Source organism: Bilophila sp. T19-St14 (genome assembly GCF_059728385.1).
This window is the reverse complement of record NZ_BAAGFT010000001.1, coordinates 2,253,150-2,276,576: the sequence shown is the minus strand read 5'-3', so window position 1 is coordinate 2,276,576 and position 23,427 is coordinate 2,253,150. Positions and strand designations below refer to the sequence as shown.

Genomic DNA, 23,427 nt, shown 5'->3' with positions numbered 1-23,427 from the left:
CCCGCAATCCTTTTCCAGCCCCTTTTCGACGCCATCCGCATCAGGAGGAATCCCATGTCCCCATCCGTCCAGGCCATCAAACGGTTCCTTGAAGCCCACGACCGTTTTGCCATGCACAACGGCATCACCGTTGAAGATGCCGACTACGATTACGGCAAGGTCAGCCTCGCGTTTGAAGATCACGTCAAAAACTCCCTCGACATGCTGCACGGCGGCGCGCTGTTCACCCTCGCGGACATGGCTTTCGGCCTTGCTTCCAACTTCGGGCAGGAAGACGGCACCATGATCAGCACCAACGCCACCATTTCCTACATGAAAAGCGCCAAGGCAGGCCCCATCGTCGCCGAAGCCCGGCTCGCCAACGGCGGCAGGCATCTCGCCACCTATGAAGTCAAAATCTACGACGGGCAGGGAACCTATATCGCCTGCGCCATGATCTCCGGCTACCGCCTCGACACGAAGCTGGCGATTGAAGAGGAATAGAATATGTGGGGGAAGGGAGGGGGAGCCTTTCTAAAGAAAGGTTCCCCCTCCCTTCCCCCACACCCCCATCCCTCCCTCTCCCAAGACTTTCGACTGATGGGGAGGCCCCCCGACAGGAGTCCGTTCCGGCAACAGGCCGGGTTGTGTTGTTAATTATATATTGAAACTATTGAATTATTTTAGGTTGTAAATATTGTTTTAATAATTTTAAATAGTTATATTTTAAACGACGATATGGCCTAAAAAAACGCCTTTCCCTCTCCATATCAAACAAATTCCAAGCCGCCGTGCCCTCAAAAAAGGCGGCTCCTGACGGCCTTGGGGCGAATGAAAAGGGTTCCGTGTCCGGCGCAAGCCGGATGCGGAACCCTTTTCATTCGCCTTGAGGGGGTCTGGGGGGCATCATGCCCCCCAGCGGGTGCAGGGCGGAGCCCTGCCCGCCGGAGGCGCTGCCTTTTACCTCCCTACGCGGCGGGCGTGGCGGGCGATGATCTCGTTGTAACGGACCTTGAACGCCGCGGGATCGGCTAGCTCAAAGCCGGACTGCACCGGACGGAATACAAAAAGGGCCTGCGCCGCCTTGCCGTTGGCCCAGCTCATGGGGGCCATGCTCCACTCCATGTTCTGGGCGGAGGCCAAACGCCGGTTCACCTGCGCGGGCGTCCATGGGGTTTGAAGGTTCATGACCGAGGCCATGCGGACAAAGTCATAGCCGATGCCTTCCCAGAAATCCGGGATGCCCTTGCCGGACTCCGCCATCGCCCGCACGAGGGCGCCCGCAGCCGGGGACGGGGACGCCGGATTCCACGCACCGGGGAAAATCGCCAGATCGAGGTTCGCCACATTGACGCTCGAACGGTTGGAAAGCCCCTGCTCCCAAAGGGACGTGCCCATCAGCACGAGGCGATCCTCGCCCTGATAGAACAGGAACGGCACGAGCAGTTCCAGATTCTTCCAGCTATCTGGAATGAAAGCCGCCTGGAAGGTGGATGTCGGCACGGGGGTCTTGCCGCGCATGGTGCCGCCCACAAAACCGCGCATCACCTCGCCCCAACTGGAGGTGTCGCCGGAAGGATAGGTCGCCACTTTAGCCGCGGAGCCGTTGGCGCGCACGGCCTTGAGGAACAGATCCGTCATCCGCTGCCCGTAAGTATCCGTCGGCGCAAGGACGCCGTAGCTGGAAATGCCGAGGCTGCGCGTAAATTTGAGGACAGCGTTGATTTGATCCTGCGGGCTGGCGAAGAAACGCCACGCGACCGTCCCTTCGTCGCTTCCCTCAAGGCTCGGAAGGAAGGCGAAAACGGCGCGCGACTGCTGAATGCTGCGGGACTTCATCGCCGTATAGCGATCCGCGCGCAGGGGCCCGCCCACCATCACGCACTGCGGGGGCAGTTGGGCCAGCTTGTCCAGCCAATCGGGAGATTCCGTATTGATCATACGGACATCCATCATCATGCCGGATTTGGACAATTCACCCTGCGCAGCCGTGGCGCCTGCGGCGATCTTGTTGCCGAACGGCCCGTACGCCCCGCTCAGGGGCAAGGCCAAGGCCACACACCCGGAACTGAATGAAGGCTGCCCTGTGCCGCCCGCACCGGAAAGCTTGCCCTGCACATCAAGCCACGCGGGGCTGTTTTCCGCTCCGGGAACCAGATCCTTCCAGAATTTCAGGGCATTCTCAGCGCCCTGCCTATTGCCGCTGAAAAGGGCCGCCTGAGCCACACGCTCCCACGCCAACGCGCGCTGCTCCGTGGAAAGCGCGGCGTCACGGGCCACCACATTGTACAGGCGCTCGGCTTCGGCATAATTGCCCGCCTTCCACGCCGCATCAGCCTGTTCGGGAAGAGGCTGGCCGCTGGCGGCATGGCCGGGCTGGGAGGAAGGCGCGTAGCCGCCGGAGACAAATACGGTACGCCCGCACCCGGCGAGCAGCAGAAGGCACGCCAAAACCATCAAAGCGCCTGCCCGTGCAGGCCATTTCAGACAACCGTTCATGATTCCCCCAAGGATATGGTTCCATCCGTATAGATACGCCGCACAGGAAACAAAAAGCCCGCAAAACGGAGCCGCACCCCAAAAAGGCAGGCGGGAAAAGCGCATCCGTTCCCCACAGGCGTTTCAAGGCTACAGCATGGCGGAAAGCGAGGCAAGCCCGGCTCGCCTAAACACAGGGCTTTGATGCCGGTTTGCGCCATTTGACCGGCGTTCGCGGCAAGGGTACAAGGCAGGGGAGCCTCTCTTTTCCCGTAACCGCCGCACCTTTTCACGGAGCGTTTTATGAACCTTACCGAACTCATCAGCAAGCACCCCGTCCCGGCAACCCGCTTCCAGCGCCCCTACGTCATCGCCGAAGCAGGCGTGAACCATGAAGGCAGCATGGACATCGCCCGCCGCCTCATCGACGAAGCCGCCCTCGGCGGCGCGGACGCCATCAAGTTCCAGACCTACAAGGCGGGAACCCTTGCCTCCAAGCATTCCCCGGCCTACTGGGACACCACCAAAGAGCCGACCCCAAGCCAGTACGAACTGTTCAAAAAGCACGACTCGTTCTGGAAAAACGAATTTGAAAATCTGAAAAAACACTGCGATCAGGCTGGGATCGCCTTCATGTCCACGCCGTTCGACGTGGAATCCGCCAAGTTCCTCAACGACATGATGGACGTGTTCAAGATCTCCTCCTCGGATCTCACAAACCGCCCCTTCATCGAATTCATGTGCGACTTCAAAAAGCCCATCATCATGTCCACCGGCGCGGCAAGCCTTGCCGAAATCGCCGAGGCCGTGAGCTGGATTGAAGCCAAGGGCAACCCGCTGGCCCTGCTCCACTGCGTGCTGAATTACCCCACGATGGATGAAAACGCCGCGCTCGGCATGATCCCGGCCCTCGTCCGCCATTTCCCGCAGCACGTCATCGGCTACTCCGACCACACCCTGCCCAACGACATGAAGGTGCTGGAAGTCGCCACCCTGCTCGGCGCGCAAATCCTTGAAAAGCACTTCAGCCACGACAAGACGCTGCCCGGCAACGACCATTACCACGCTATGGATTACAAGGATCTCCAGCTCTTCCGCCGGAATTTCGAGCGGACGCTGTCCATGATCGGGGAAATGCGCATCGAAGCCCTGGCCTCCGAGGAGCCCGCCCGCCGGAACGCCCGCCGCTCGCTCGTCGCCAACCGCAACATCCCCGCCGGGAAGATCATCGACAAGGACGACCTCACGTGGAAGCGTCCCGCTGGCGGCATCAGCCCCCGCCATTATTATGAAGTGCTCGGCATGGCCGCCCGCGCTGACATCGAGGAAGATACCGTCCTTCAGTGGGCGCATCTGGAATAAAAACGCATGTGCTGGAAGGGGCGGGAGAAGGCCCCCTTTTCCCTGCCCCATTCGGTGCGGGTCCCCGATTTCGTCGAGGAACAGCGTGCCGTTGCCCTTTTTCCTTCCCATCCGGTGCGGGCCGCCTCCTCCCATAAGCCCCCGCGCCGAAAGGGGGCATGGTGCGCCCGCCGCAGGAGGGAGCGGAAAGACAATCATTGAGCATTCGGTTCGTTGTGTTTCAATCTTCCTCAAGCCCGGCGCGTTCCGGCATTTCCCAAAAAGGAAACGGGGAAAGTGCATCTTGCGGGAAGGCGGACGGGGCCAAAAGAAAGGGCAAGGCCAAAGGGCCTCCTTTCGGGAAAAGGCCCCTTCTCCGGGACTCAACAACACATAGCCGAAAAGGAAACGCCATGAAAAAAATGCTCATTGCCGCCGTATGCCTGATGCTGCTGAGCCCGGCCTATGCGGGCGCATCGCTGTTCGGATCGGACGGCCCGAAGGACACCGACGAGATCACGCCCCTCCAGTACGCCTCCCTCCTCGGCCTGCGGGACATCGATCCCGTGATGTTCCGCACGAAGCTGATGCCGCTCATCGACGAAGCCATGAAAGACGGCAAGATCACCGTCGGCGAATGCAAAGAGATCGAAAAGGCGGCCGGCAACGTGGCCCCGGCCTTCTATGCGGCTGCGAAAGCCCCGCGCCTTCAGGAAAGCATCTCGGAAACGATGGACAAGGCGAAGAAGGACGGCAAGGAACTGGGGTCAAAACTTGAGGACACCCTCAACAACCAGCTGCCGCAGTTGTTCGACGACGCCATGAACCTGTTCCGGGAGCAGATGCGGCAGTACAACAAGGAAAAACCGGAAGCGCCCACAAACCTTTGATTGCCTGCGGCGCGGAAAGAGGCACCTCCTGTGACCACTCAAGCCATCACGACGCTGATTCTTGGTAAGGCCCCGGAAAACGCGGCCCCGGCCACCCACATTCTGGCCGGGCCGTGGTGTACTGCCCCGGCGTCGGCCGAAGAAACCGGTTTCGACATGCCGCCGGAACCGCTGGCCGATCCCGAACGGCTGGAAACGGCCGCCAGACAGGCGCGCCAGCTCGTCACGCAGCTTGCCCCCCGGCTCCGGGATTATCTGAATGGGCTTTACGGCACGCAGCACGACGACCGCTATTGGGATTTCGTACTGGCCCCGTGGCTCGTCCGCGCCGTGGAAACGCTGGTTGACCGCCTGTACCGTACCGCCGGGATTCTGGAAGCGTTCGGCAGCCGCCCCCTCTCCGTACCCGTGCTGGACGCTTCGGCATTCGCCTTTGCGGACACGCAGGACTTCATCATGGGCGGCATCCTCAATCCTCAGTGGAACCACTGGCTGTTTTCCCGCCTGCTGAAACGGGATTGGCCCGCCGCATGGACTGCCGAGGAACTGCCGCCCGTCCAACGCGAGGCCGCCCCGGCCAGACGGGAAAACCTCTTGAAGCATACCGCGCGGAACATCCTGTTCAGCCTGCCCTTTCCCCGCGTCAAAGGGTTCAGCCTCAGGCAGTCGTTCGATCTGTCCGTGGTGCTCACGCTCAACCGGGATCGCCGGGACGACACCATCCCGCTCCGGCTGCTCGGCGATCCGTCCGCGCCGCCCCTGCCTCTCGGATTCACGGAGGACGAAGCCTTTGATCTCGCCGTCGCCCTGCTCCCCGAATCCCTGCGGAAAGCGTCCATCCCGCAGACGCTCGGCCACGAACAGGCCCGCATCCGTTCGCGCGTGGTCAGCGTGGCGGCCTGCGAGGACGACGCCTACCGCATCAAGATGGCCCTGCACCGGGGGCGCGGCTGCCGGATGATCTTCATCCAGCACGGCGGCGAGTACGGCTATGTCAGGACTTCCGTGGCCTATCCGCTCGTCGAGTACTGCCAGCATCGTTTCATCACATGGGGATGGAAGCGCCACGGCCTCATGCCCGGCAACTTCCTGCCCCTGCCGCATCCCCAGCTTGCGGCCCTGCGCGACGCCCACCGCGAGAAGTCGCCCACGCTGCTGCTCGTCGGCACGGAGATGGCCCTCTTGCCCTACACGCTCAAGTCCATGCTCCGGGGGCGGCAGCAGTTCGCCTACCGGGAGGGCAAGGCCCGCTTCATGGCCGCCCTGCCCGAAGAGCTCCGCAGGCAGTCCCAGTACCGGCCCTATTTCGACGTCCCTTCTTCCCTTGAAGACGCCCCGTGGCTGCTCCGGCGGTTCCCTGAGGTAAAACGCTGCACGGGCCCCCTTGAGCCGCATCTGCTCGGCTGTCGCCTGCTTGTGCTCGATCATGCGGGGACGACGCTGGCGCAGGCGCTTGCCGCGAACATCCCGTTCCTGCTCTACTGGAATCCCGATACGGCCAGCTTCACCCCCGAAGCCCTGCCCCTGCTCGGCAAACTCCGGGAAGCGGGCATCCTGCACGACACGCCGGAATCCGCAGCAGCCAAGGCCGCCGAAGTCTGGGGCGACGTGCCCGGCTGGTGGACTTCCGTCCGCGCCGCGTGCAGGCCGTGGGCGTCGCAGCACGCCCTCACGAACAAGGACGACGTCCCGCATGTGTGGAAGCTCGTGTTGAAGGATGTGTAGAAGAGAAGATTGGAGGGGGAAGGGGAAACTTTCTGGAGAAAGTTTCCCCTTCCCCCTCCAAACCTCCCCCTTCCTCTTCAAAGACTTTTGACTGGTGGGGAGGCCACGCGACAGGAGTTCGTTCCACTCCAAGGCAGGGAAACTAAGCCCCCTGTTTCACCTCTTCACCAATGCCCTTTCAACAACAAAGAGCCTGAACGTATTGTTCAGGCTCTTCTTTTTGCCCACAGGGAAAGCGGGGAAAAGGAATTCAACAAGGCAAACGCCTTGAGAGCGCGGAAGGAGTTGAGAGAGGGAGGGAGAGCCTTTCTGGAGAAAACTTATCCTTCCTCTTCCAAACTGCCAGAGCAGATCGCCCCTTCCCCTTTCTCCCCCTTCCTCTTCAAAGACTTTTGACTGGTGGGAAGGCCGCGCCACAGGAGTTCGTTCCACTCCAAGGCAGGAAACCTGAGCCCCCTGTTTCACCTCTTCACCAATACCCTTTCAACAATAAAAAGCCTGAACGTATTGTTCAGGCCCTTCTTTTTGCCCACAGGGAAAGCGGGGAAAAGGAATTCAACAAGGCAAACGCCTTGAGAGCGCGGAAGGAGTTGAGAGGGAGGGAGAGCCTTTCTGGAGAAAACTTATCCTTCCTCTTCCAAACTGCCAGAGCGGATCGCCCCTTCCCCTTTCTTCCCCTTCCTCTTCAAAGGCTTTTGACTGATGGGGAGGCTGCGCGGCAGGAGTTCGTTCCACTCCAAGGCAGAAAAACTAAGCCCCCTGTTTCACCTCTTCACCAATGCCCTTTCAACAACAAAGAGCCTGAACGCATTGTTCAGGCTCTTCTTTTTTTCCACAGGGAAAGCGACCACCTGCCCCTAGCCCGTATATCCCTTCCAAACACCTCTTTTTGCCCGCAGGGAAAGCGGACAAGAGGGATTCGATAAGGTCAAAAGTCTTTGGAAAGGGAGGGATGGGGTTTGGGGAAGGGAGGGAAAAGCTTTTCTTCAGAAAAGTTTTCCCTCCCTTCCCCAATCTTTCCCAATCTTCCCCAACTGTTCCCTTACTCGACGGCTCTCCCGATCCTGTTCAGACGGATGTTGCTGAGGCCGTCGGCGGACCAGTAGATGCGCCACGCCTTGCCGCGGATGTCGTTGCGGTCAAGGAAGCCCCAGAAGCGGGAATCGGCCGAATCGTCACGGTTGTCGCCGAGCGCGAAAAACTTGTCGGCGGGCACGGTGATCGGCCCCCAGTTGTCGCGGCCCGGAATCATGATAAGCGGCTGCGAATGCTGCGTGTAGGGTTCCTGCACTTCAACGCCGTTGCGGTATAATACCTTGTTCCGCATCTCCAGCGTGTCGCCGGGGACGCCCACAATGCGCTTGATGTAGTCGAGGCTCCGATCCTTGGGGTAACGGAACACGATGATGTCCCCCACCTTGGGCTCGACGCCGCGGATCAGGTAGTCGTCATTGAAAGGATTCCGCAGGCCGTAGAGGAACTTGTTGACCAGCAGGTGATCGCCGATCTGGAGCGTTTCCAGCATGGAGCCGGACGGAATCTTGAACGCCTGCACCACAAACGTGGTCAGCACCAGAGCCAGAGCTACCGCCCAGATGAGCGCCTCGGCGTATTCCCCTATCACGGTCTTGCGAAACCTCTGGATGAGAGAAAGTTGTTCATTCATAAAGGAGGGAGTCCATTAAGAAAAGTGCCCTTCAATCCCTGTGGGAACGGCGGATGCCTTTCCCGGACTCAAGACACGGGCGTTTGAGGGGAGGGTACGGGGAGGGGCCGCTTCAAAGGCCCCTTCCCCATAGGCTTTTTTTACAGAATTCAACAGTATTTTGCTTCGATCTCAGCCCCGGCGGCGGCGACGTCGGACTTGAACCGCTCGCGGGAAGCACGGATCTGCTGGGCAAGATCGGGATCATGGAGCGCAAGGATCTGGGCGGCCAGCCAAGCGGCGTTCCGGGCCCCGGCCTTGTCAAGGGCGACGGTGGCGACGGGGAATCCGGGAGGCATCTGCACGGTGGCGAGCAGCGCATCCATGCCGCCGAGCGGGGACGCGGCGACGGGGATGCCGATAACGGGTTTCATGGTGCGGGCGGCAACCGCGCCGGCGAGATGGGCGGCCATGCCGGCGGCGCAGATGAACACCTCACAGCCCGCAGCTTCCAGCGAATCCACGAGTTCGGCGGTACGTTCGGGGGTACGGTGGGCGGAAGTCACCGTGAAGCGGAACGGAATGCCGAGCTTTTTCAGGATGTCGGCGCAGGGGGCTACGGTGGCCTCGTCGGACGCGGAGCCGATAAAGACGGCGACCTTGGCTTTTTCCATATTACAGTCTCCTCAAGCCCTTGGCACCGATGTCGGAACGGTGCTGGCTCTTTTCCATGTCGATCTTGGCGACGGCTTCATAAGCGCGCTTCTGGGCTTCGGCAAGCCCCTTCCCAAGCGCGGTCACGCACAGCACGCGTCCGCCGCTGGACAGGGTGCGGGTGCCTTCGCGCTTCGTGCCCGCCTGAAACACCTTGGCGTCCGGCAGGGCGTCCACGGCGTCGATGCCCTTGATTTCCATCCCTTTCGGATAACTGCCGGGATAGCCTTCGGCGGCGATGACCACGCCGAGCGCGGATTCCGGCCGGATGGACAGCTTGGCCTCATCAAGCCGACCGTCGATGCAGGCATCCATGATCTCCAGCAGATCGCTTTCAAGGCGCATCAGCAGGGGCTCACATTCCGGGTCTCCGAAACGGACGTTGTATTCCAAAACTTTCGGGCCGTCTTTGGTCATCATCAGGCCGGCATAGAGGATGCCGGTGAAGGGATGCCCCTGCCGGGCCATTTCAGCGAGGATCGGGCGGATGGTGATGTCGGCCATCTTTTCCAGATCCGCATCGGGAACGATCGGGGCCGGGCTGTAAGCGCCCATGCCGCCGGTATTGGGGCCGGCGTCGCCGTCGAATACGGCCTTGTGATCCTGCGCGGAAGGCAGCGGGAGGGCCGTTTTCCCATCGCAGAACGCCAACAGCGAAACTTCCTCGCCCACCAGAAATTCTTCGATGACCACACGGCTTCCGGCCGCGCCGAACATACCGCCCATGATCTGGCCGAGCGCTTCGAGCGCCTCTTCCTTGGTCTGGGCCACGACGACGCCCTTGCCCGCCGCGAGGCCGTCCGCCTTGATGACGATGGGCGCGCCCTTTTCTTCCACAAAGGCTTGGGCGGCTTCCAGTTCGGTGAACACGCCGCAGGCGGCGGTGGGGACGCCCGCTTTCTGCATGATGTCCTTGGCGAAAGCCTTGCTGCCCTCAAGCTGCGCGCACCACCGGCTCGGTCCGAAACAGCGGATGCCAGCCTGAGTCATGGCGTCCACGACGCCGAGGGTAAGGGGAAGCTCCGGCCCGGGAATCACAAAATCAACGGCGTTTTCCTTGGCAAAAGACACTAGCCCGGCGATGTCGCTGTCCTTCAGGGGGATGTTTTCACCTTCCTGCGCCGTTCCGCCGTTGCCGGGAGCACAGTAGATTTTCTCGGCTTTTCCGCTTTGGGCGACCTTCCACGACAAGGCGTGTTCGCGTCCGCCGGAGCCGATGATGAGTACGCGCATGTACTTTCCCTCCAAAATATTTTCTGCTAAATAGCAAACTTTCGTTTGTTTGAATCGATCGACACTAGCCGTTTACCGTCGAAAAGACAACCGGCAACCCCGTTGCCGCCGCCCTGCCGGAGAGACGCCATGTCACCTGCCAAGCCCCGCTTCCTTCCCCATCTTCCCGCCGATTTCCTTGCCGAACACCAGCTCGCGGGCATCCGATGGTCGGTGCGGCAGGCCATGAAGAGCCCCCAATACCGCGCCAAGCTCGCCGCCGCGGGCATTTCCTGCGGCGAGGACATCAAGACCCTTGATGATGTCCGCCGCCTGCCCTTTTCGGACGTGACCGACCTGCGCGACGGCTACCCCCTGCCCCTGCTTTGCGTGGAGCCCTCCGAAGTCGTGCGCGTGCACGCCTCGTCCGGTACGACCGGCAAGCGCAAAATCCTCGCCTACACCCAGAAGGACGTGGACACGTTCGCGCTCCAGATGGCCCGCTGCTATGAGCTTGCCGGGCTGACCACGGAAGACCGCATGCAGATTGCCGTAGGGTATGGCCTATGGACAGCCGGGGCGGGCTTCCAGCTCGGCAGCGAGCGTTTCGGCGCGCTCACCATCCCCGTGGGCCCCGGCAACATCGACATGCAGCTCCAGCTTCTTGTGGACATGCAGACCACCTGCATCGGCTGCACCTCCTCGATGGCCCTGCTCCTTGCCGAGGAAGTGGAGCGCCACAATCTGCGCGACAAAATCGCGCTCAGGAAGATTATTTTCGGTTCCGAGCCGCACAGCCTCAAAATGCGCCAGAGCTTCACTGAAAAGCTCGGCCTTGAGGCCAGCTACGACATTGCGGGCATGACCGAGATGTACGGCCCCGGAACGGGCCTGAACTGCGAGGTTGGGGAGGGCATCCACTACTGGGCGGATCTTTTCTATATCGAGATCATCGATCCCTACACGCTCCAGCCCGTTCCCGAAGGCGAAGTCGGTGAAATGGTCGTGACTTCTCTGTCCAAGGAAGCCGTGCCGCTCATCCGTTACCGTACCCATGACCTCAGCCGCCTCATCCCCGAACCCTGCCCCTGCGGGCGCGCCATCCCGCGCCACGGGCACATCCGGGGGCGTTCGGACGACATGATCATTTTCCGTGGGGTGAACATTTATCCCGGCCAGATTGCCGACGTGCTGAACCTCTATCCCGATGTGGGCGGCGAGTATCATATTGAGCTCACTCGTTCGGAAGGGCTCGACTACATGCGCCTGCGCGTGGAGCGTCAGTCCGGCGTCGGTTCCGGCAACGACGCGGGGCTTGCCCGCGCCATCGGCGAAGAGATGCACAAGCGCATCATGGCCCGCATCAACGTCGAGATCGTCGATCCCGGCGCGCTGCCGCGTACCTTCTCCAAGGCCAAGCGCATCACCGATTTGAGGCTGAGTGATTGAGAGTGAGGGGTTGGATTTGAGATTGGGGAAGGGGGAGGGAACTTTCTGGAGAAAGTTCCCTCCCCCTTCCCCAAACCCCATCCCCCTCCTTCAAAGACTTTCGTGTTTATCGAATCCCTGTTCCCCCGCTTTCCCTGTGGACAAAAAGAAGAGCCTGAACGCAGAGTTCAGGCTCTTCTTTTTGGAAAGGCTCTGTCATAGCATATGGTTGTTTTATTTTGCTGTGTTATAGAAAATGGTTGATGCTTTTTCCTTGAAGTTCCAAAGGGATAACCGGCAAAATGCCTTATCAGTGAATCCAGCCAAGGGGAAAACTGGAGAAATAGGCTGTATGTTCACCGTGCTGTGGAGATGAAACAACCAGATATTATGACAGAGCCTTGGAAAAAAGGGATTGGGAATTGAGCTAGCAGAAAATGTTTGCCTTCCGCCTCGGAGTGGAACGAACTCCCGCCGCGCAGCCTCCCCACCAGTCGAAAATCTTTGAAAAGGATGGGGGAGGAGCGAACCGATCTGGCAGTTTGAAGGGGGAAGGGAAAACGTGGGGGTGCTCCACTCCTTCTTCAAAAAGTTTCCCCTTCTCCTCCAATCTTTCCCGTTCCCTATTGCCCAATCGTAGGCAACGGGGGGATGGACGCGGCAACATCTTCGGGATGGACGCGGACGAGCACCGAGGCAGTCGTGCCCGCGCGGAGCTCGATTCCCTTCGGGAGCGCATCGAAATGAAGCCTGACGGGGATGCGCTGCGCCAGCCGTATCCACTCGAACGTGGGGCTGACCGAAGGCAAAAGCTGCTCGCCTGTACTCCCGTTCTCGCGGGCGATCCCCCAGCCGATGCTCTCCACCGTGGCCTCAAGCGGCGTATCGGAATAAGTCATGAGCGTGATCAGCGCCCGGTCGCCGGGGCGGAAATCCCGGATCTGCGTCTCGCGGAAAAAGGCGTCCACGCGGAAACTGTCCGCATTGATCAGGGCAACCAAAGGGCGATAGGCCGTCGACATGGTCCCCGGCTGTACCGTCAGATTGGTGATGTACCCGTTCACGGGAGCCGTAACGTGCGTGAAGCTCAGGTTCAACCGTGCCTGCTCCAACTGGGCCTGCGCAACCGCCACATCAGCCTCGGCGGACAGAAGCTGATCCTCGGCCTGTTGAAAGGCTTCGGGGGAAATCGCACCCGGCGCGCCCCGCTGAAGCCGTGCATCGCGCTCCGCCCTGTCACGGGCGGCCTTCGCAACGGCCTGCTTCTGGCGCACGTTGGCTTCGGCCTGCGAAAGCGTTACGCGGAATGGCCTGTCGTCCAAATCAAAAAGCGGATCGCCCACTTTCACAAATTGATTGTCGCGGACATGCACGGCCTTGACCTCCCCGGACACGCGGGCGGCGACCTGAACGACTTCCGCCTGCACCATCCCGTCACGCGTCCAAGGATTCCTGAAATAGGCGTTGTAGCGGATATAGCAGAAAATACAGGCAATCACGATGATCAGCAGCGTCAGGAACCAGCGAAGCAAACTGTTGATGCTCATAGAACCATCCCAAGCGGTAGGAGGAGACACACATAAATGGCGATGAGCGCCATAAACACCCACGGCGGGTTGGCGAACCAGCCGGAAAGCCCGGTGCGGTTCAACACAAACGCCGTTGCCAGCGCGCCCAGAATGCCGAACAGCACTATGGGCAGGAACGGCGAAAAATAAATGCCCATCAAGGCAAGCTCATGCGGCATACCCACCTCCCTTCAAGGCGCGGGAAAATTTTATGTTGTGTCGCTATCTTAAATATAACTATTTAAAATTATTAAAAATATTTTTATTGCTCGTAACCAGTTAAATAATTTCAATAAATTATACAATTGACGACACAGCCTAGGGCAAATGAACTTTAATTTGGCTCTGTCATAGCATATGGTTATTTTCATCTCTACAACACTGTGAACATACAGCCTTTTTCTCCAGTTTTCCCCTTGGCGGACTTCATGGCTGAGGCATTCTGTTGGCTATTCCCTTGGAACTTCAAGGAAAAAGGCATCAACCATTTTCCATGACACAGCCTAAAATTTAAGACACGCTCGCCTCGGCATTGAATAGCGCAAATACATTGTACTTATACCTTCGCAACGACGGCCTGCCTCCCACAGCCGGAAGAACATTTTCAACGTGAAAATGCTCTAGGGTCTGTTCACACAAAAAGAATAAACATAATATTTACAAATTATTATACTCAATTTCGAGCAATGCTGAATGTTTCTACCAGCCCGCTTCAGTCATTGGAAAAACTCGGCATAGTGTGAACACGCCCTAGAAGCCCGCTCTCACCAATTCGTTGTATTTCTGCATAACATCCCAAAACAAATCACAATACGTCGTATCCTCCCCCAAAACCCCGTAAAAGGCACGGGCTGTGGCGCGGCCTCCCCACCAGCCGAAAGTCTTGGGAGGGATAGAGGAGGGGGTTTGGGGGAGGGGAAAGGGAGCCCTTCTTCAGAAGGGTTCCCTTTCCCCTCCCCCAATCTCACACTCCCTCAAAACCTGTTCCGGGAATCGGCCTCCACAGGGAGGGAGCGCATCAAATCAAGCGTATTGGACAACGATTTCATGATGCCCGCACAGGAAACGAGCAAATCCTGCACGGCCTGCCCACCCGCGTGGGCATCCGGCCCTTTCTCGACGCGGGCGCTTTCCCGCAAGCCGTCAATCATGGAACGGACCACCGCTTCCATGGATTCAAGCCGGTCTTTTAACGGCGCTTCCACAAGCGGCACGCGCGCCGTCCCCGGCTGGGAAGGGCAAAGCAGGTCGCTGTCCACGGAGCGGAGCCGGGCGTAAAGCCCCTGCATCGAGGACGCCATGTCCTGAACCTCCGTGGAAAAAACGCGGACGAGTTCGGGCTTCACAAAGGTTACGGGGAGCTTTCTGGCCAAAATGCCGATCTCCTCAGCCAAAAAACGCGTCCGATGCAGACGGAAAAACATCCCCAGACGGAACAGGGAGCCGCGCCGCTGTTCGCGGCAAGCCCGCAAATGGAGCAGCAATGTTTCCGAGGAGCGGAAAAAGGCCTTTTGCCTCTGGAGAAAACGGGCTTCCGTGTTGGGCATGAACAGCGCGTAATGGATCAGGGAAACGATGGAAATGCCGAACAGCAGCGTAAAGGAACCAACCAGCAACTGCCCGAAATCGTACGTCGGGAGGTTCGTAAAATTGCCTATGGACAGCCACGGCAGCATGAAGGCCTGTTTGGTGAAATTCTGCTCCTTGCGCGGAAACGCGAACGTAATGAAAAATCCCGATACCCCCATCATGACGATGAACCCGCCGAGATTGGAAACCAGAGGGTAGATGAAGGTGTAGGCCAACCCCGTGCAGCCGATGCCGAGCGCAAAGATCAGCACCTGACGCAGCGGCTTGTCCTCGCCGGTCATGATGCCGATGAGTCCGAGCACGATGGTCAATTCCAGAAAGGCGATGGACTCCAGCCCCGGAGGGTTGAGGAGTATCCAGCACAGCGCCGCCGCCCAGAAAATGACGAACATCTGGGACATGTAGGCGTATTGCTCAGGCTTGATGACGGAAAAGGCCTTTTTTGAAGCGGACGGCTTCAGTTCGGGCAGAGGCCCGCCATGCAGCAGGAAACCGGCCAGCATCAGCAGCTCACGGCAGTGCGCCGCCTGTTCCTCAAACAGGTTCACCGCGGAAAACGCCAAACCCTTCCGTGTCGAGCCGAGTTTCTCGAATACGCTTTCATCGAACGCGAGCGGCTGTACGTCTCCGGGCTTCGCGGAACCTCCGGGATGGCCTTCCTTCCCCAAGGCATCCAGTTGTTCAAACAAGTTGCCCAGTTCTGCGATCCGTGACTCAAAATGGGGGAAAAGGGACGCCATATCCAAATCTTTCATGGCTACGAGGGTTCCCATCCAGCGCCGCTGGAGCTCCAGCAGTTCGGCGCTGCACCGGACAGCGCGCCCCCAGTATTCCCGGCAACGGTAAACCTGATACGCCTCCAGTTGTACGGCGGGAATGAGCTGCCCAACTTTATCGAGGAGCTCCCGCATGCCGACATACTGCGCATACATGCGGCTCATCTGGCCTTCCGCCCCGGCCTCCCTGCCCATGACGAAAAGGGCTTTGTGCCCCGCCATGAGCTCCCGCACGCCGCGATACAGGCCCTTGATGGATGTCCTTGGAGAAAAAACAAGTGTTACAACGGTATATACGCCGATGCCGAGCAATGTTTCCTCAACCCGGTATACGGAAAGATGAAAGGCGTCCTGCGGTTCGTGAACCGCCATGAGGCAGATGATCAGCGTGACGATGCAGGAAATGAAAAAGGCATAGCCGTAGTAAACGCTGGTCAGCATAAGATACAGCATCAGGCACAGATAGAGAGACAGCACAAACAGAAGGAGCATGCGCTCTTGTGCGAAAAGCCCAAGCAGGACAAGGGCGGCGACAGCCCCGGCAACCGTACCGAACATCCGCAGCACGCCCTTTTGCAGCGTCTGGCCGATGCTCGGCAGGCTGATCACGAACACGGTGAACCCCGCCCAAAACGGCCTGTCCAGATTCCAATAGAACGCCAGTACATACGTACAGACGAAAGCCAGCGCGGTTACGGCGGCGGCATGGATTCGGGCGGACAGTTCGGCGGTCATGGCAAAGGTAGGTGGAGGTTAAGGATGCCGCCATAGTACCGTGCCTCAGATGTCCGTCAATCCGCTGAGAGCTTTGAGAATCCCCGGAGGCATCCGCCTTTTCGATGATTTTCTAAAAAATTCATTTTAAATTTCAGACAGTTGAAATGTGGATTTTACTACAAAAGTGAATATCTCATACCCGAAGCCCCTTTACTTCGGGCCTGTTTTCCCCTATAAGAAGCCCTGCATACGAACGGGCGGTTAGCTCAGTTGGTAGAGCGCCGCCCTTACAAGGCGGATGCCACAAGTTCAAGTCTTGTACCGCCCACCAGCTAATTCAGGGACTTACGGAATAAACGCCGCAAGTCCCTTTTTCTTTTGGCTGTGTCAGAGGAAATGGTTGATGCTTTCTTGAAGTTCCGAAGGAATAGCCAAGAACCTGCCTCAGGTATGGAGCCCGCCAGCGAAAAGGGGAAACGGTTTGCATTTTCACTATCCTGTGGAGATAATACAGCTACACCCCATGCCGGAGCCTTTCTTTTCCAATACCATCCCCAACACGTAAACAAAAAACCATCCCCTCCCCTCGAAGGACATACGGCAGTACCGCCCTCCCCATGGCAAAAAGGGGCCCCCCTTCGGAACGGAACCTCCCCGGCTCCCCTCACGGCTAATGCCAGCCCCCTCACCTTGCGCTTCCTAATATCTCCCCCGTTGTACCTCCACATGGAGAACCTAAACGGGCGCTTGGAGAGCCGCCCGCCCATCTGGGCTTGGTTCCTCTATCCGAAGAACCTAGGGCCGAAAAACGGCAGGCAGATTCCTTTCCACCGATTGTCTCTTCCGCGCGAAAGGCCTAGAGCTTGCCGGGGGTTTTACGTTTGGCCTTGCCACAGAATATGATTGGCATATTCACACACAATGCAGTGAATATGCCGTACGTCATATCTCTTTTCCGTCGATGGGCGTCATACCCGAACCATTGATCTTTATTGGGAACTTCAAAAGTATCAATCGGTTACTGTTGAAGGGCGTTACGTTTTCAGCCCTCCAAGGCGGCTCCGCGCTGTCCCGTCCGCAAAAGCGCGGCGGCCCGGCGATTTCCGTTTCAGGCCCCTCCCGCCACACCGTAAATAAACAAGGCCCTGTCATGGCATGTGGTTGCTTCCTCTTCACAGCGCGGTGAACATACATACTTTTCAGTTTTCCCATCGGCGGAATCCGTGGCTAAGGCATTTTGCCGGTTATTCCTTTGGAGCTTCAAGGCAAAAAACATCAACCGCTTTCTATGGCACAGCCATAAGCAATGCGGCGGACGCTCATCTATAATGGCATTTTCCCCCCCGGCGTCATCACCTTATGGCATCACATTGATGATTTTGGCGAAACGGCATACCATTCCCCAAAAGCCGTGCCGATAGCAATCGACCGTTCTTTTATCCCTTGAAACTCCAAATAAAGAATCGATAACATGCCTCAGCCGCAGCGTTCCCCAATAATATTTGGTAAGATATTGTGTTTCCCCATGTTGGATAAAAATAGCAACCGTATCCTTTGACAGGGCTTCCCCCAAAAACGACAGATGCCGGGCCCGCCCCGGAAAGGATTCCCCGTGTACGATTTCCAATCCGCCGAATCATGGCTCAGAAAAGCGCTCAGAAACGCCCCGAAGCCGCTTCCGCCCGGAGTCTTTCCCAAATTGCTGGACGAGGCGGAGCAGGCGGGGTTCTCCCATTCCACGCTCGGCGATGTCGTGGACGAATGGCTGAACTTCGGCTATTGCCGCGTCACCGACCACGTCTCCAACGACATCGCCCTGACGCCGGAAGGGGACGAGTATTTCGGGCACCGAACCATTGATGAATAAAGAATAACTGTACATAACCCGCAACGCATGGAGACAGGCATGAAGGGGAGCTTCACCACCCGGAAAGGGGCGCTTTGCTGCATCGTCATGACGTGCCTTTGCAGCCTGCTGGCTACGGGCTGCGCCAGCAAATACGGCGCGCAGATGACGGACGTGCATTACTATCCCGACTGCTATCAGCCCATCGCCGACCTGCGCAGCGCCGAAAAGAGCTTCAACACCACAATGGTCATGGGCACGACGATGGGCGCTCTGCTCGGCGCGGTCATCGGCGCGAGCCAGACCGGGAAGGCGGAAGGCGCTCTGGCCGGGGCCGCCATCGGCGCGGGAGCCGGAGCCGGGGCGAGCTATCTCGTCGCCAAATACAACAACGAGAAGGACGACCGTGTCCGCCTCGCCAGCTATGCCCGCGACCTGAACGCCGACGTCAACTCCCTGAACCGCGTAACCGCCGCCGGGCAGGTGGCGTATAATTGTTACAGCGCAAAGTTCCGGGCCGCCCTTGAGGACTACAAGGCCAAGCGCATCACCCGCGCCGAACTTGATCAGCGTTATGCCGAAATCAAGAGCGGGCTTGCCGAAGCGTCCGCCATTCTGGGCAGTACGCTCAACGAGGCCGACAAGCGCGAAGCCGAGTACCGGCAAGTGCTGGCCATTGAGGCGAAGAAGGCCAGCCGTCCGATCCCTCCGGTGCAGACCGTGGCCACGACTTCCAAGAAAACCAAAAAGGCCGCGAAAACCGTCACGCGCAGGCAGACGGGCGACCAGTTGCAGAACCTTTCCAACGGCGTGGGTTCGTATAGGGAATCCACGGCGCAGCTCACCGCAGTGAAGTCGGATCTCGACGAGATCCAGTTGCAGATGGACAAGGTGATGCTCGCTCAGGGTTAGCGGAGAGCGAACCGGGGGAAGGCCCTTTCTGGAGAAAGGCCCTTCCCCGTCCCCCATCCCCGCATCCACCAAAGGCTTTCGACCGGTGGGAAACTGCCCTGCGGGAATTTCCTGAATATTGTGGCTGTGCCATAGGGAACGGTTGATGCTTTTTTCTTGAAATTCCAAGGCTGTGTCATAGGAAGCGGTTGATACTTTATTTCTTGAAATTCCAAAGAAATAACAAATAAAATGCCCCAATCATGGAGCCCATCAACGGGAAAATTGGATAAAAAGGCTATATTTTCAACATAATACGAAATAAAACAGTCATATACTAGACAGAGCCAGTTCCAAAAGAATAACCAGTGAAATCATCCAGGCATGGAGTCCGCCAGCAGAAAAAGCAAATAAAAAGTTTGTATTTTCAATATATTGTAAGGATAAAGCAACTATATGCCATGACAGAGCCAATAGCTTTGGCTTTGAAACGTCTGGCATTTCCCAAAGCCTCCGCTTCGGGGAATGCCGAAAATAAAAATGGCTGTGCCATAGAAAATGGTTGATGTTTTTTTCCTTGAAGTTCCAAAGGAATAACCGGAAAAATGCCTTAGCTATGGAGCCCGCCAAGGGGAAAACTTTGGAAAAAGTCTGTATTTTCACCGCACTGCGGAAGTGAACAACCTCATGCCATGCCAGAGCCGATAGTTCTAGCTTTGAAACGTCTGGCATTTCCCAAAGCCTCCGCTTTAGGGAATGCCGAAAATAAAAATGGCTGTGCCATAGAAAATGGTTGATGTTTTTTCCTTGAAGTTCCAAAGGAATAACCGGAAAAATACCTTAGCTATGGAGCCCGCCAAGGGGAAAACTGGGGAAAAAGGCCGTATGTCCACCGCGCTGCGGAAGTGAACAACCTCATGCCATGACAGAGCCGATAGTTTTGGCTTTGAAACGTCTGGCATTTCCCAAAGCCTCCGCTTTGGGGAATGCCGAAAACAAAAACTCGATAAGCACAAAAGCCTTTGGAACGGGAGGGAAGACGGGGGCTCCCCTTTCATCGGAAAAGTTTTTCCTCCTTTCCTCAATACCTCGCCGAAGGTACGCCTATGGGTAATCCTCTTCATTTCATACAGGCTTCGGATACGTCCGCCTTCGCCGCCCTGCATACGGAACAGGGCGCGCTCCCCTCGCAGTACGAAGCGTTGCAGGCCCACCTGAAAAAAATCGGCCTTGGCAGGTTCGGCACATTGTGGGCCGAGCCTGTTACCGGACAGGCCACACCTGCGGGCTACGCTTCCATTTCATGGTATACGCCGCTGGAAGGCGTCGGCACCCCGCTTTCCCGCCTTGATGCGGGAGAAGCGGAACAGGCGCGGGCGGCCCTGCGCCGGGCGCGGGAAGCCGTTGCCCCCCATCTCGACGGCACGCCCGGCGGCGTCCTGCTCCGCAAGGCGCTGTTCATCCCTTCGGCGGACAATGTTTTCGTCGTCAACGGCCATCCCGTGCTCGTCAACTGGGGGCTGCTCCCGCAAGGCATGGATGAAGCCACGGCCCCAATCCTCTGGGGCGGGCCGGAAAACGGGGAAGCGCCCTCCGGCGTGGCGGGAACGGCTGCGGGGGGTTCCGCCGCAGCGGTTGCGGGAACGGCGGCACACGATGCCGTCCCCGGTGCGGGCCGTGCGGCGGGAGCTTCCGCCGGGGCAGGGGCACATGCGGCCGCTGCCGGAACCGCTGCCGGAACCGCCGCAGGCATTGCCGGGGCAACGGCGGGAAACGTCATCGTCCGGCGCAGCAGGGCGGGCCTCTTCGGAGCCCTGCTCCTCGGCATCCTGCTGGGCGCACTCCTGCTTTTCCTGCTGCGTTCCTGCGTAAAAACGGCCCCGGAACAGCCCGCTGCCCCGGAAACGCCCCCGGCTGCGATGGAATCCCCTGAAGAGGCGGCGCGCAAGGCGGAATGGGCCAACCTGCTCCGCGAAAAGGCGTTCTGGCAGGGACTGCTGGAACTGACGCCGTGCGAGCTGAAAGCCTTCTTTGAAGGCAATGCCGGAAAGGAGGATGCCAAACCGGACGCCGGAGAAACCGCCCCCGGCACGGCGGCACCGGAAACCCTTCCGGGGGAAGCGGTTCCCGGCATCTCCCTCCCGCCCCTGCCTTCCGCCAACGCCACGGTTCCGGCAAAGGCCGTGGATCTGTCCACGCTCACCATCCCGCAGCGCCTTGAACAAGGCACGGTTCTCATCCTTGCGCCCGTCCCCGGCGGCGCGCAGCAGGGGACGGGCTTTTTCATCAATCCCGATCATGTGCTGACCAACCGCCATGTCGTGGCAAACGCCATCGACGACATGGTGATGGTGACCAACGCCAGCCTGCGCGGTGCGCGCCGGGGCATGGTCGTCGCGCGCAGCGATGCGCCGGGATACGATTTCGCGGTCATCAAGGTGATGCTTGCCGAAGGGGATCAGGTTCCCGCCCTTCCCTTGTCCCCGACCGTCAACAGGACCGACAAGGTAAGCGCATGGGGCTTCCCCGCCCTCGTTTCCGAGCAGGACCCCGCCTACCTGCGGCTTCTCAGGGGCGACTTCAACGCCGTCCCGGAGGTCGTGTTCACTGACGGCGTGGTCAACGCCATCCTCCAGACCTCGCCCCGCAACATCGTGCATTCCGCCGTGGTTTCGCAGGGCAACAGCGGCGGCCCGCTGGTCAACGAGAAGGGCGACGTCATCGGCATCAACACCTTCATCAGGCTGGACGCGGACTCCAACCGCCAGACCCAGACCGCGCTCGGCAGCGACGCCGTCATGGGCTTCCTGCGCGGGAAGGGCATCCCCTTCACCGAACACCAATGAACCGTCCCTGAACAAGGATAGTCAGATATGGCCGGATATTTCATTCTCTCCACCCGGAAAGGGGATTACCGCGCACTGGCGTTTCAGGGCTCGCAGGTCTATGCCTGCCATGCCCAGTTGAGCGGGCTGCTGCGGACCCATCTCGGAGAAGCCCACGCCCGCCTGCTGGCCGAGCCGCTCATGGATCCGCAGGGAACGGCGGTGGACTGGTACACGCCGGGCCCCGTGCAGCCCCTCGCCGGGCTTCCCCCCGAAACGCAGGAAGCCGTCAAAACGCGGCTGCAAAGCCTCCTTTCGGATATTGAAGAACTGGCCGCCAGCCTTCAGACGGACAGCGATCCCTATAAAAGCCTGTGCGGCACCATGCTGCATCTGGCTACCCGTTTCCCCACGCAGGAATGCCTGTACGCCTCCCTCCCTTCGCCCTCAGGCGAACCGTCCCCCCCGCAGCCCGTGCTGGTCTGCTGGGGCATGACCCTTTCTTCCTCCTCGGTGCAGGAAGGCATCTATGCGATGGGAGCCACGCCGTTCCCCCCCTCACCGCAGACGCCCCTCGCCAGCGGTGCATCCGGCGATCCGGATCGCATCGTCCGCGAAGGCGAAATGGCGGAACGCCCCATCGCCGCCCCGCTCCCCCCGACAGTTGTGGTGGAAGGCGAGCCGTGGTGGAAAAAGCTCCTCATGCTCCTGCTCGGCCTGCTCCTCGCGCTGCTGCTGTTCTGGGGCCTGCACTTCCTCTTTCCGTGGGTTCCCCCCCTCCCCCTGCCCGCAGGGTGCGCGAGGACGCCCGCCGTTGAAGCCCCGGCCCCGCAGCCCGCCGTGCAGCCGTCGGCCCCCGCCCCATCCGAAGCGGATTTGACGGCTTTGCGCGCCGAACTCGAAGTCCTGCGCCAAGCGGCCCGGAAGCGCGCCGAAGCCTGCCCTCCCCCCGCACCGCCCGCCGTCGAGGAACCCAAAGCGGAAACGCCCGCCGAGCCGCCCAAGGATCTGGGCGACCTGCTCGGCGATCTGACCGCCATCCCCAAAGAGGAACCCAAGCCCGAACCCAAGAAGGAACAGCCTGCGCCAAAGCCGGAACCCAAGGAAACCCCGAAGAAGGGCGATCCCATGAAGCTGCCGGACAAGGACGACAAGTCGATGGACTTCCTCGACGGCTGCTGGAACTGCCGTACCGGGCTTTCGGACACGCGGGGCAACCCGATCAAGGTTCGTTTCTGCTTCGGCAAGAACGGCAAGGGGCAGATCACCATCATCGACCGCCAGGGCAAGACCTACACGGGCCGGGCCGACGCGCAGATGCGGAACGGCAGGCTGCACATCGACACCGGAGACGCCACCAGCCGCAATTCACGGGGCAGCTTCAACGGCCTCCGCATCGACTGTAGCCCCGGCGCGGGCAACGCCGCCATGTGCTACGGCCGCAACAAGGGCGACAACTCCCCGTGGAACGCGAAGTTTTTCAGGGATTAGGGAAACCGGGGAGGGGAGAGGGAACCCTTCTGAAGAAGGGCTTCCCTCTCCCCTCCCCGAACCCCACCCCTCTCCCTCCCAAGACTTTCAACTGGTGGGGAGGCTGCGCGAAAGGTCGTTCCCGTTTTGAGACGTCACGAGATAAGGCACAAAGAATGAAGGGCCGCCCATTTCTCAGCGCAACAGGTTGCCATTCCGGGACGCATAGGAGAAACTTTTACGGCGCGGCTCCGGGATACGGACGCCACGCGGATATGTTCTTGTGCCGCTCTGCCCGCCTTCGGCTTCCGAAAGCCTTTGGAGGGAATGCG

At 59.4% G+C, this 23,427-nt stretch carries 17 protein-coding genes and 1 tRNA gene; 10 read left to right on the top strand and 8 right to left on the bottom strand.

Annotation, left to right across the window (positions count from 1 at the left end):
- Window positions 1-54 precede the first annotated feature (54 nt).
- Complete coding sequence (locus AC6I1V_RS09640) at window positions 55-483, top strand: PaaI family thioesterase (protein WP_302551911.1); 429 nt, start codon at window positions 55-57, stop codon at window positions 481-483.
- A gap of 456 nt (window positions 484-939) precedes the next feature.
- Here the strand turns inward: AC6I1V_RS09640 and AC6I1V_RS09635 are convergent, their stop codons facing one another.
- The gene (locus AC6I1V_RS09635) at window positions 940-2,436 is read right to left on the bottom strand and encodes a penicillin-binding protein activator (protein WP_486853384.1); all 1,497 of its coding nucleotides are present in this window, start codon (window positions 2,434-2,436) and stop codon (window positions 940-942) included.
- Between the two features lie 324 nt (window positions 2,437-2,760).
- On the opposite strand from AC6I1V_RS09635, the gene AC6I1V_RS09630 reads away from it, so the two are divergent.
- The 3 genes from AC6I1V_RS09630 (at window position 2,761) to AC6I1V_RS09620 (ending at window position 6,413) form a co-directional block, all read left to right on the top strand.
- Window positions 2,761-3,819, top strand: a complete 1,059-nt coding sequence (locus tag AC6I1V_RS09630) for an N-acetylneuraminate synthase family protein (RefSeq protein ID WP_302551909.1) — start codon at window positions 2,761-2,763, stop codon at window positions 3,817-3,819.
- Between the two features lie 392 nt (window positions 3,820-4,211).
- Window positions 4,212-4,688 carry a hypothetical protein gene (locus AC6I1V_RS09625; protein WP_308771826.1) on the top strand — a complete coding sequence of 159 codons (477 nt, stop codon included), beginning with the start codon at window positions 4,212-4,214 and terminating at the stop codon, window positions 4,686-4,688.
- Window positions 4,689-4,718: 30 nt separating this feature from the next.
- On the top strand, window positions 4,719-6,413 hold the full coding sequence (locus tag AC6I1V_RS09620) for an LIC12162 family transferase (RefSeq protein WP_486853385.1): 1,695 nt from the start codon (window positions 4,719-4,721) through the stop codon (window positions 6,411-6,413).
- A 1,042-nt stretch (window positions 6,414-7,455) separates the two neighbouring features.
- Here AC6I1V_RS09620 and lepB read toward each other — a convergent pair.
- The 3 genes from lepB to purD all read right to left on the bottom strand — a co-directional run bounded on the left by lepB (window position 7,456) and on the right by purD (window position 10,005).
- Window positions 7,456-8,079, bottom strand: a complete 624-nt coding sequence (gene lepB, locus AC6I1V_RS09615; protein WP_005028097.1) for a signal peptidase I — start codon at window positions 8,077-8,079, stop codon at window positions 7,456-7,458.
- A gap of 149 nt (window positions 8,080-8,228) precedes the next feature.
- A complete protein-coding gene (gene purE / locus AC6I1V_RS09610; RefSeq protein WP_302551906.1) occupies window positions 8,229-8,732 on the bottom strand; it encodes a 5-(carboxyamino)imidazole ribonucleotide mutase in 504 nt (167 codons plus the stop codon).
- A 1-nt stretch (window position 8,733) separates the two neighbouring features.
- Window positions 8,734-10,005, bottom strand: coding sequence for a phosphoribosylamine--glycine ligase (gene purD, locus AC6I1V_RS09605; RefSeq protein ID WP_486853386.1), 1,272 nt, complete (start codon window positions 10,003-10,005; stop codon window positions 8,734-8,736).
- A 129-nt stretch (window positions 10,006-10,134) separates the two neighbouring features.
- On the opposite strand from purD, the gene AC6I1V_RS09600 reads away from it, so the two are divergent.
- Window positions 10,135-11,433 carry a phenylacetate--CoA ligase gene (locus AC6I1V_RS09600; RefSeq protein WP_302551904.1) on the top strand — a complete coding sequence of 433 codons (1,299 nt, stop codon included), beginning with the start codon at window positions 10,135-10,137 and terminating at the stop codon, window positions 11,431-11,433.
- Between the two features lie 602 nt (window positions 11,434-12,035).
- On the opposite strand, the gene AC6I1V_RS09595 is transcribed toward AC6I1V_RS09600, so the two are convergent.
- From AC6I1V_RS09595 to AC6I1V_RS09585, 3 genes are all read right to left on the bottom strand, one after another.
- Window positions 12,036-12,959, bottom strand: coding sequence for an HlyD family secretion protein (locus AC6I1V_RS09595; RefSeq protein ID WP_486853387.1), 924 nt, complete (start codon window positions 12,957-12,959; stop codon window positions 12,036-12,038).
- The gene (locus AC6I1V_RS09590; RefSeq protein WP_302551901.1) at window positions 12,956-13,159 is read right to left on the bottom strand and encodes a DUF1656 domain-containing protein; all 204 of its coding nucleotides are present in this window, start codon (window positions 13,157-13,159) and stop codon (window positions 12,956-12,958) included. The genes AC6I1V_RS09595 and AC6I1V_RS09590 overlap by 4 nt, the downstream gene beginning before the upstream one ends.
- Before the next feature lie 795 nt (window positions 13,160-13,954).
- Window positions 13,955-16,081, bottom strand: a complete 2,127-nt coding sequence (locus tag AC6I1V_RS09585) for an FUSC family protein (protein WP_486853388.1) — start codon at window positions 16,079-16,081, stop codon at window positions 13,955-13,957.
- Between the two features lie 237 nt (window positions 16,082-16,318).
- Here AC6I1V_RS09585 and AC6I1V_RS09580 point away from each other — a divergent pair.
- The 3 genes from AC6I1V_RS09580 to AC6I1V_RS09570 all read left to right on the top strand — a co-directional run bounded on the left by AC6I1V_RS09580 (window position 16,319) and on the right by AC6I1V_RS09570 (window position 18,821).
- Window positions 16,319-16,394 (top strand) — tRNA-Val (locus AC6I1V_RS09580).
- Between the two features lie 1,281 nt (window positions 16,395-17,675).
- The gene (locus tag AC6I1V_RS09575; RefSeq protein WP_302551899.1) at window positions 17,676-17,930 is read left to right on the top strand and encodes a hypothetical protein; all 255 of its coding nucleotides are present in this window, start codon (window positions 17,676-17,678) and stop codon (window positions 17,928-17,930) included.
- Window positions 17,931-17,969: 39 nt separating this feature from the next.
- Window positions 17,970-18,821: a glycine zipper domain-containing protein gene (locus AC6I1V_RS09570; RefSeq protein ID WP_486853389.1), complete on the top strand. Its 852-nt coding sequence runs from the start codon at window positions 17,970-17,972 to the stop codon at window positions 18,819-18,821.
- A 309-nt stretch (window positions 18,822-19,130) separates the two neighbouring features.
- Here AC6I1V_RS09570 and AC6I1V_RS09565 read toward each other — a convergent pair whose 3' ends face one another.
- Complete coding sequence (locus tag AC6I1V_RS09565; protein WP_486853390.1) at window positions 19,131-19,532, bottom strand: hypothetical protein; 402 nt, start codon at window positions 19,530-19,532, stop codon at window positions 19,131-19,133.
- A 374-nt stretch (window positions 19,533-19,906) separates the two neighbouring features.
- Between AC6I1V_RS09565 and AC6I1V_RS09560 the strand changes: the two genes are divergently transcribed.
- Both AC6I1V_RS09560 and AC6I1V_RS09555 read left to right on the top strand, forming a co-directional pair.
- A complete protein-coding gene (locus AC6I1V_RS09560) occupies window positions 19,907-21,646 on the top strand; it encodes a S1 family peptidase (RefSeq protein ID WP_486853391.1) in 1,740 nt (579 codons plus the stop codon).
- A gap of 27 nt (window positions 21,647-21,673) precedes the next feature.
- Window positions 21,674-23,116, top strand: coding sequence for an SrfA family protein (locus AC6I1V_RS09555; RefSeq protein ID WP_486853392.1), 1,443 nt, complete (start codon window positions 21,674-21,676; stop codon window positions 23,114-23,116).
- Window positions 23,117-23,427: the final 311 nt, after the last annotated feature.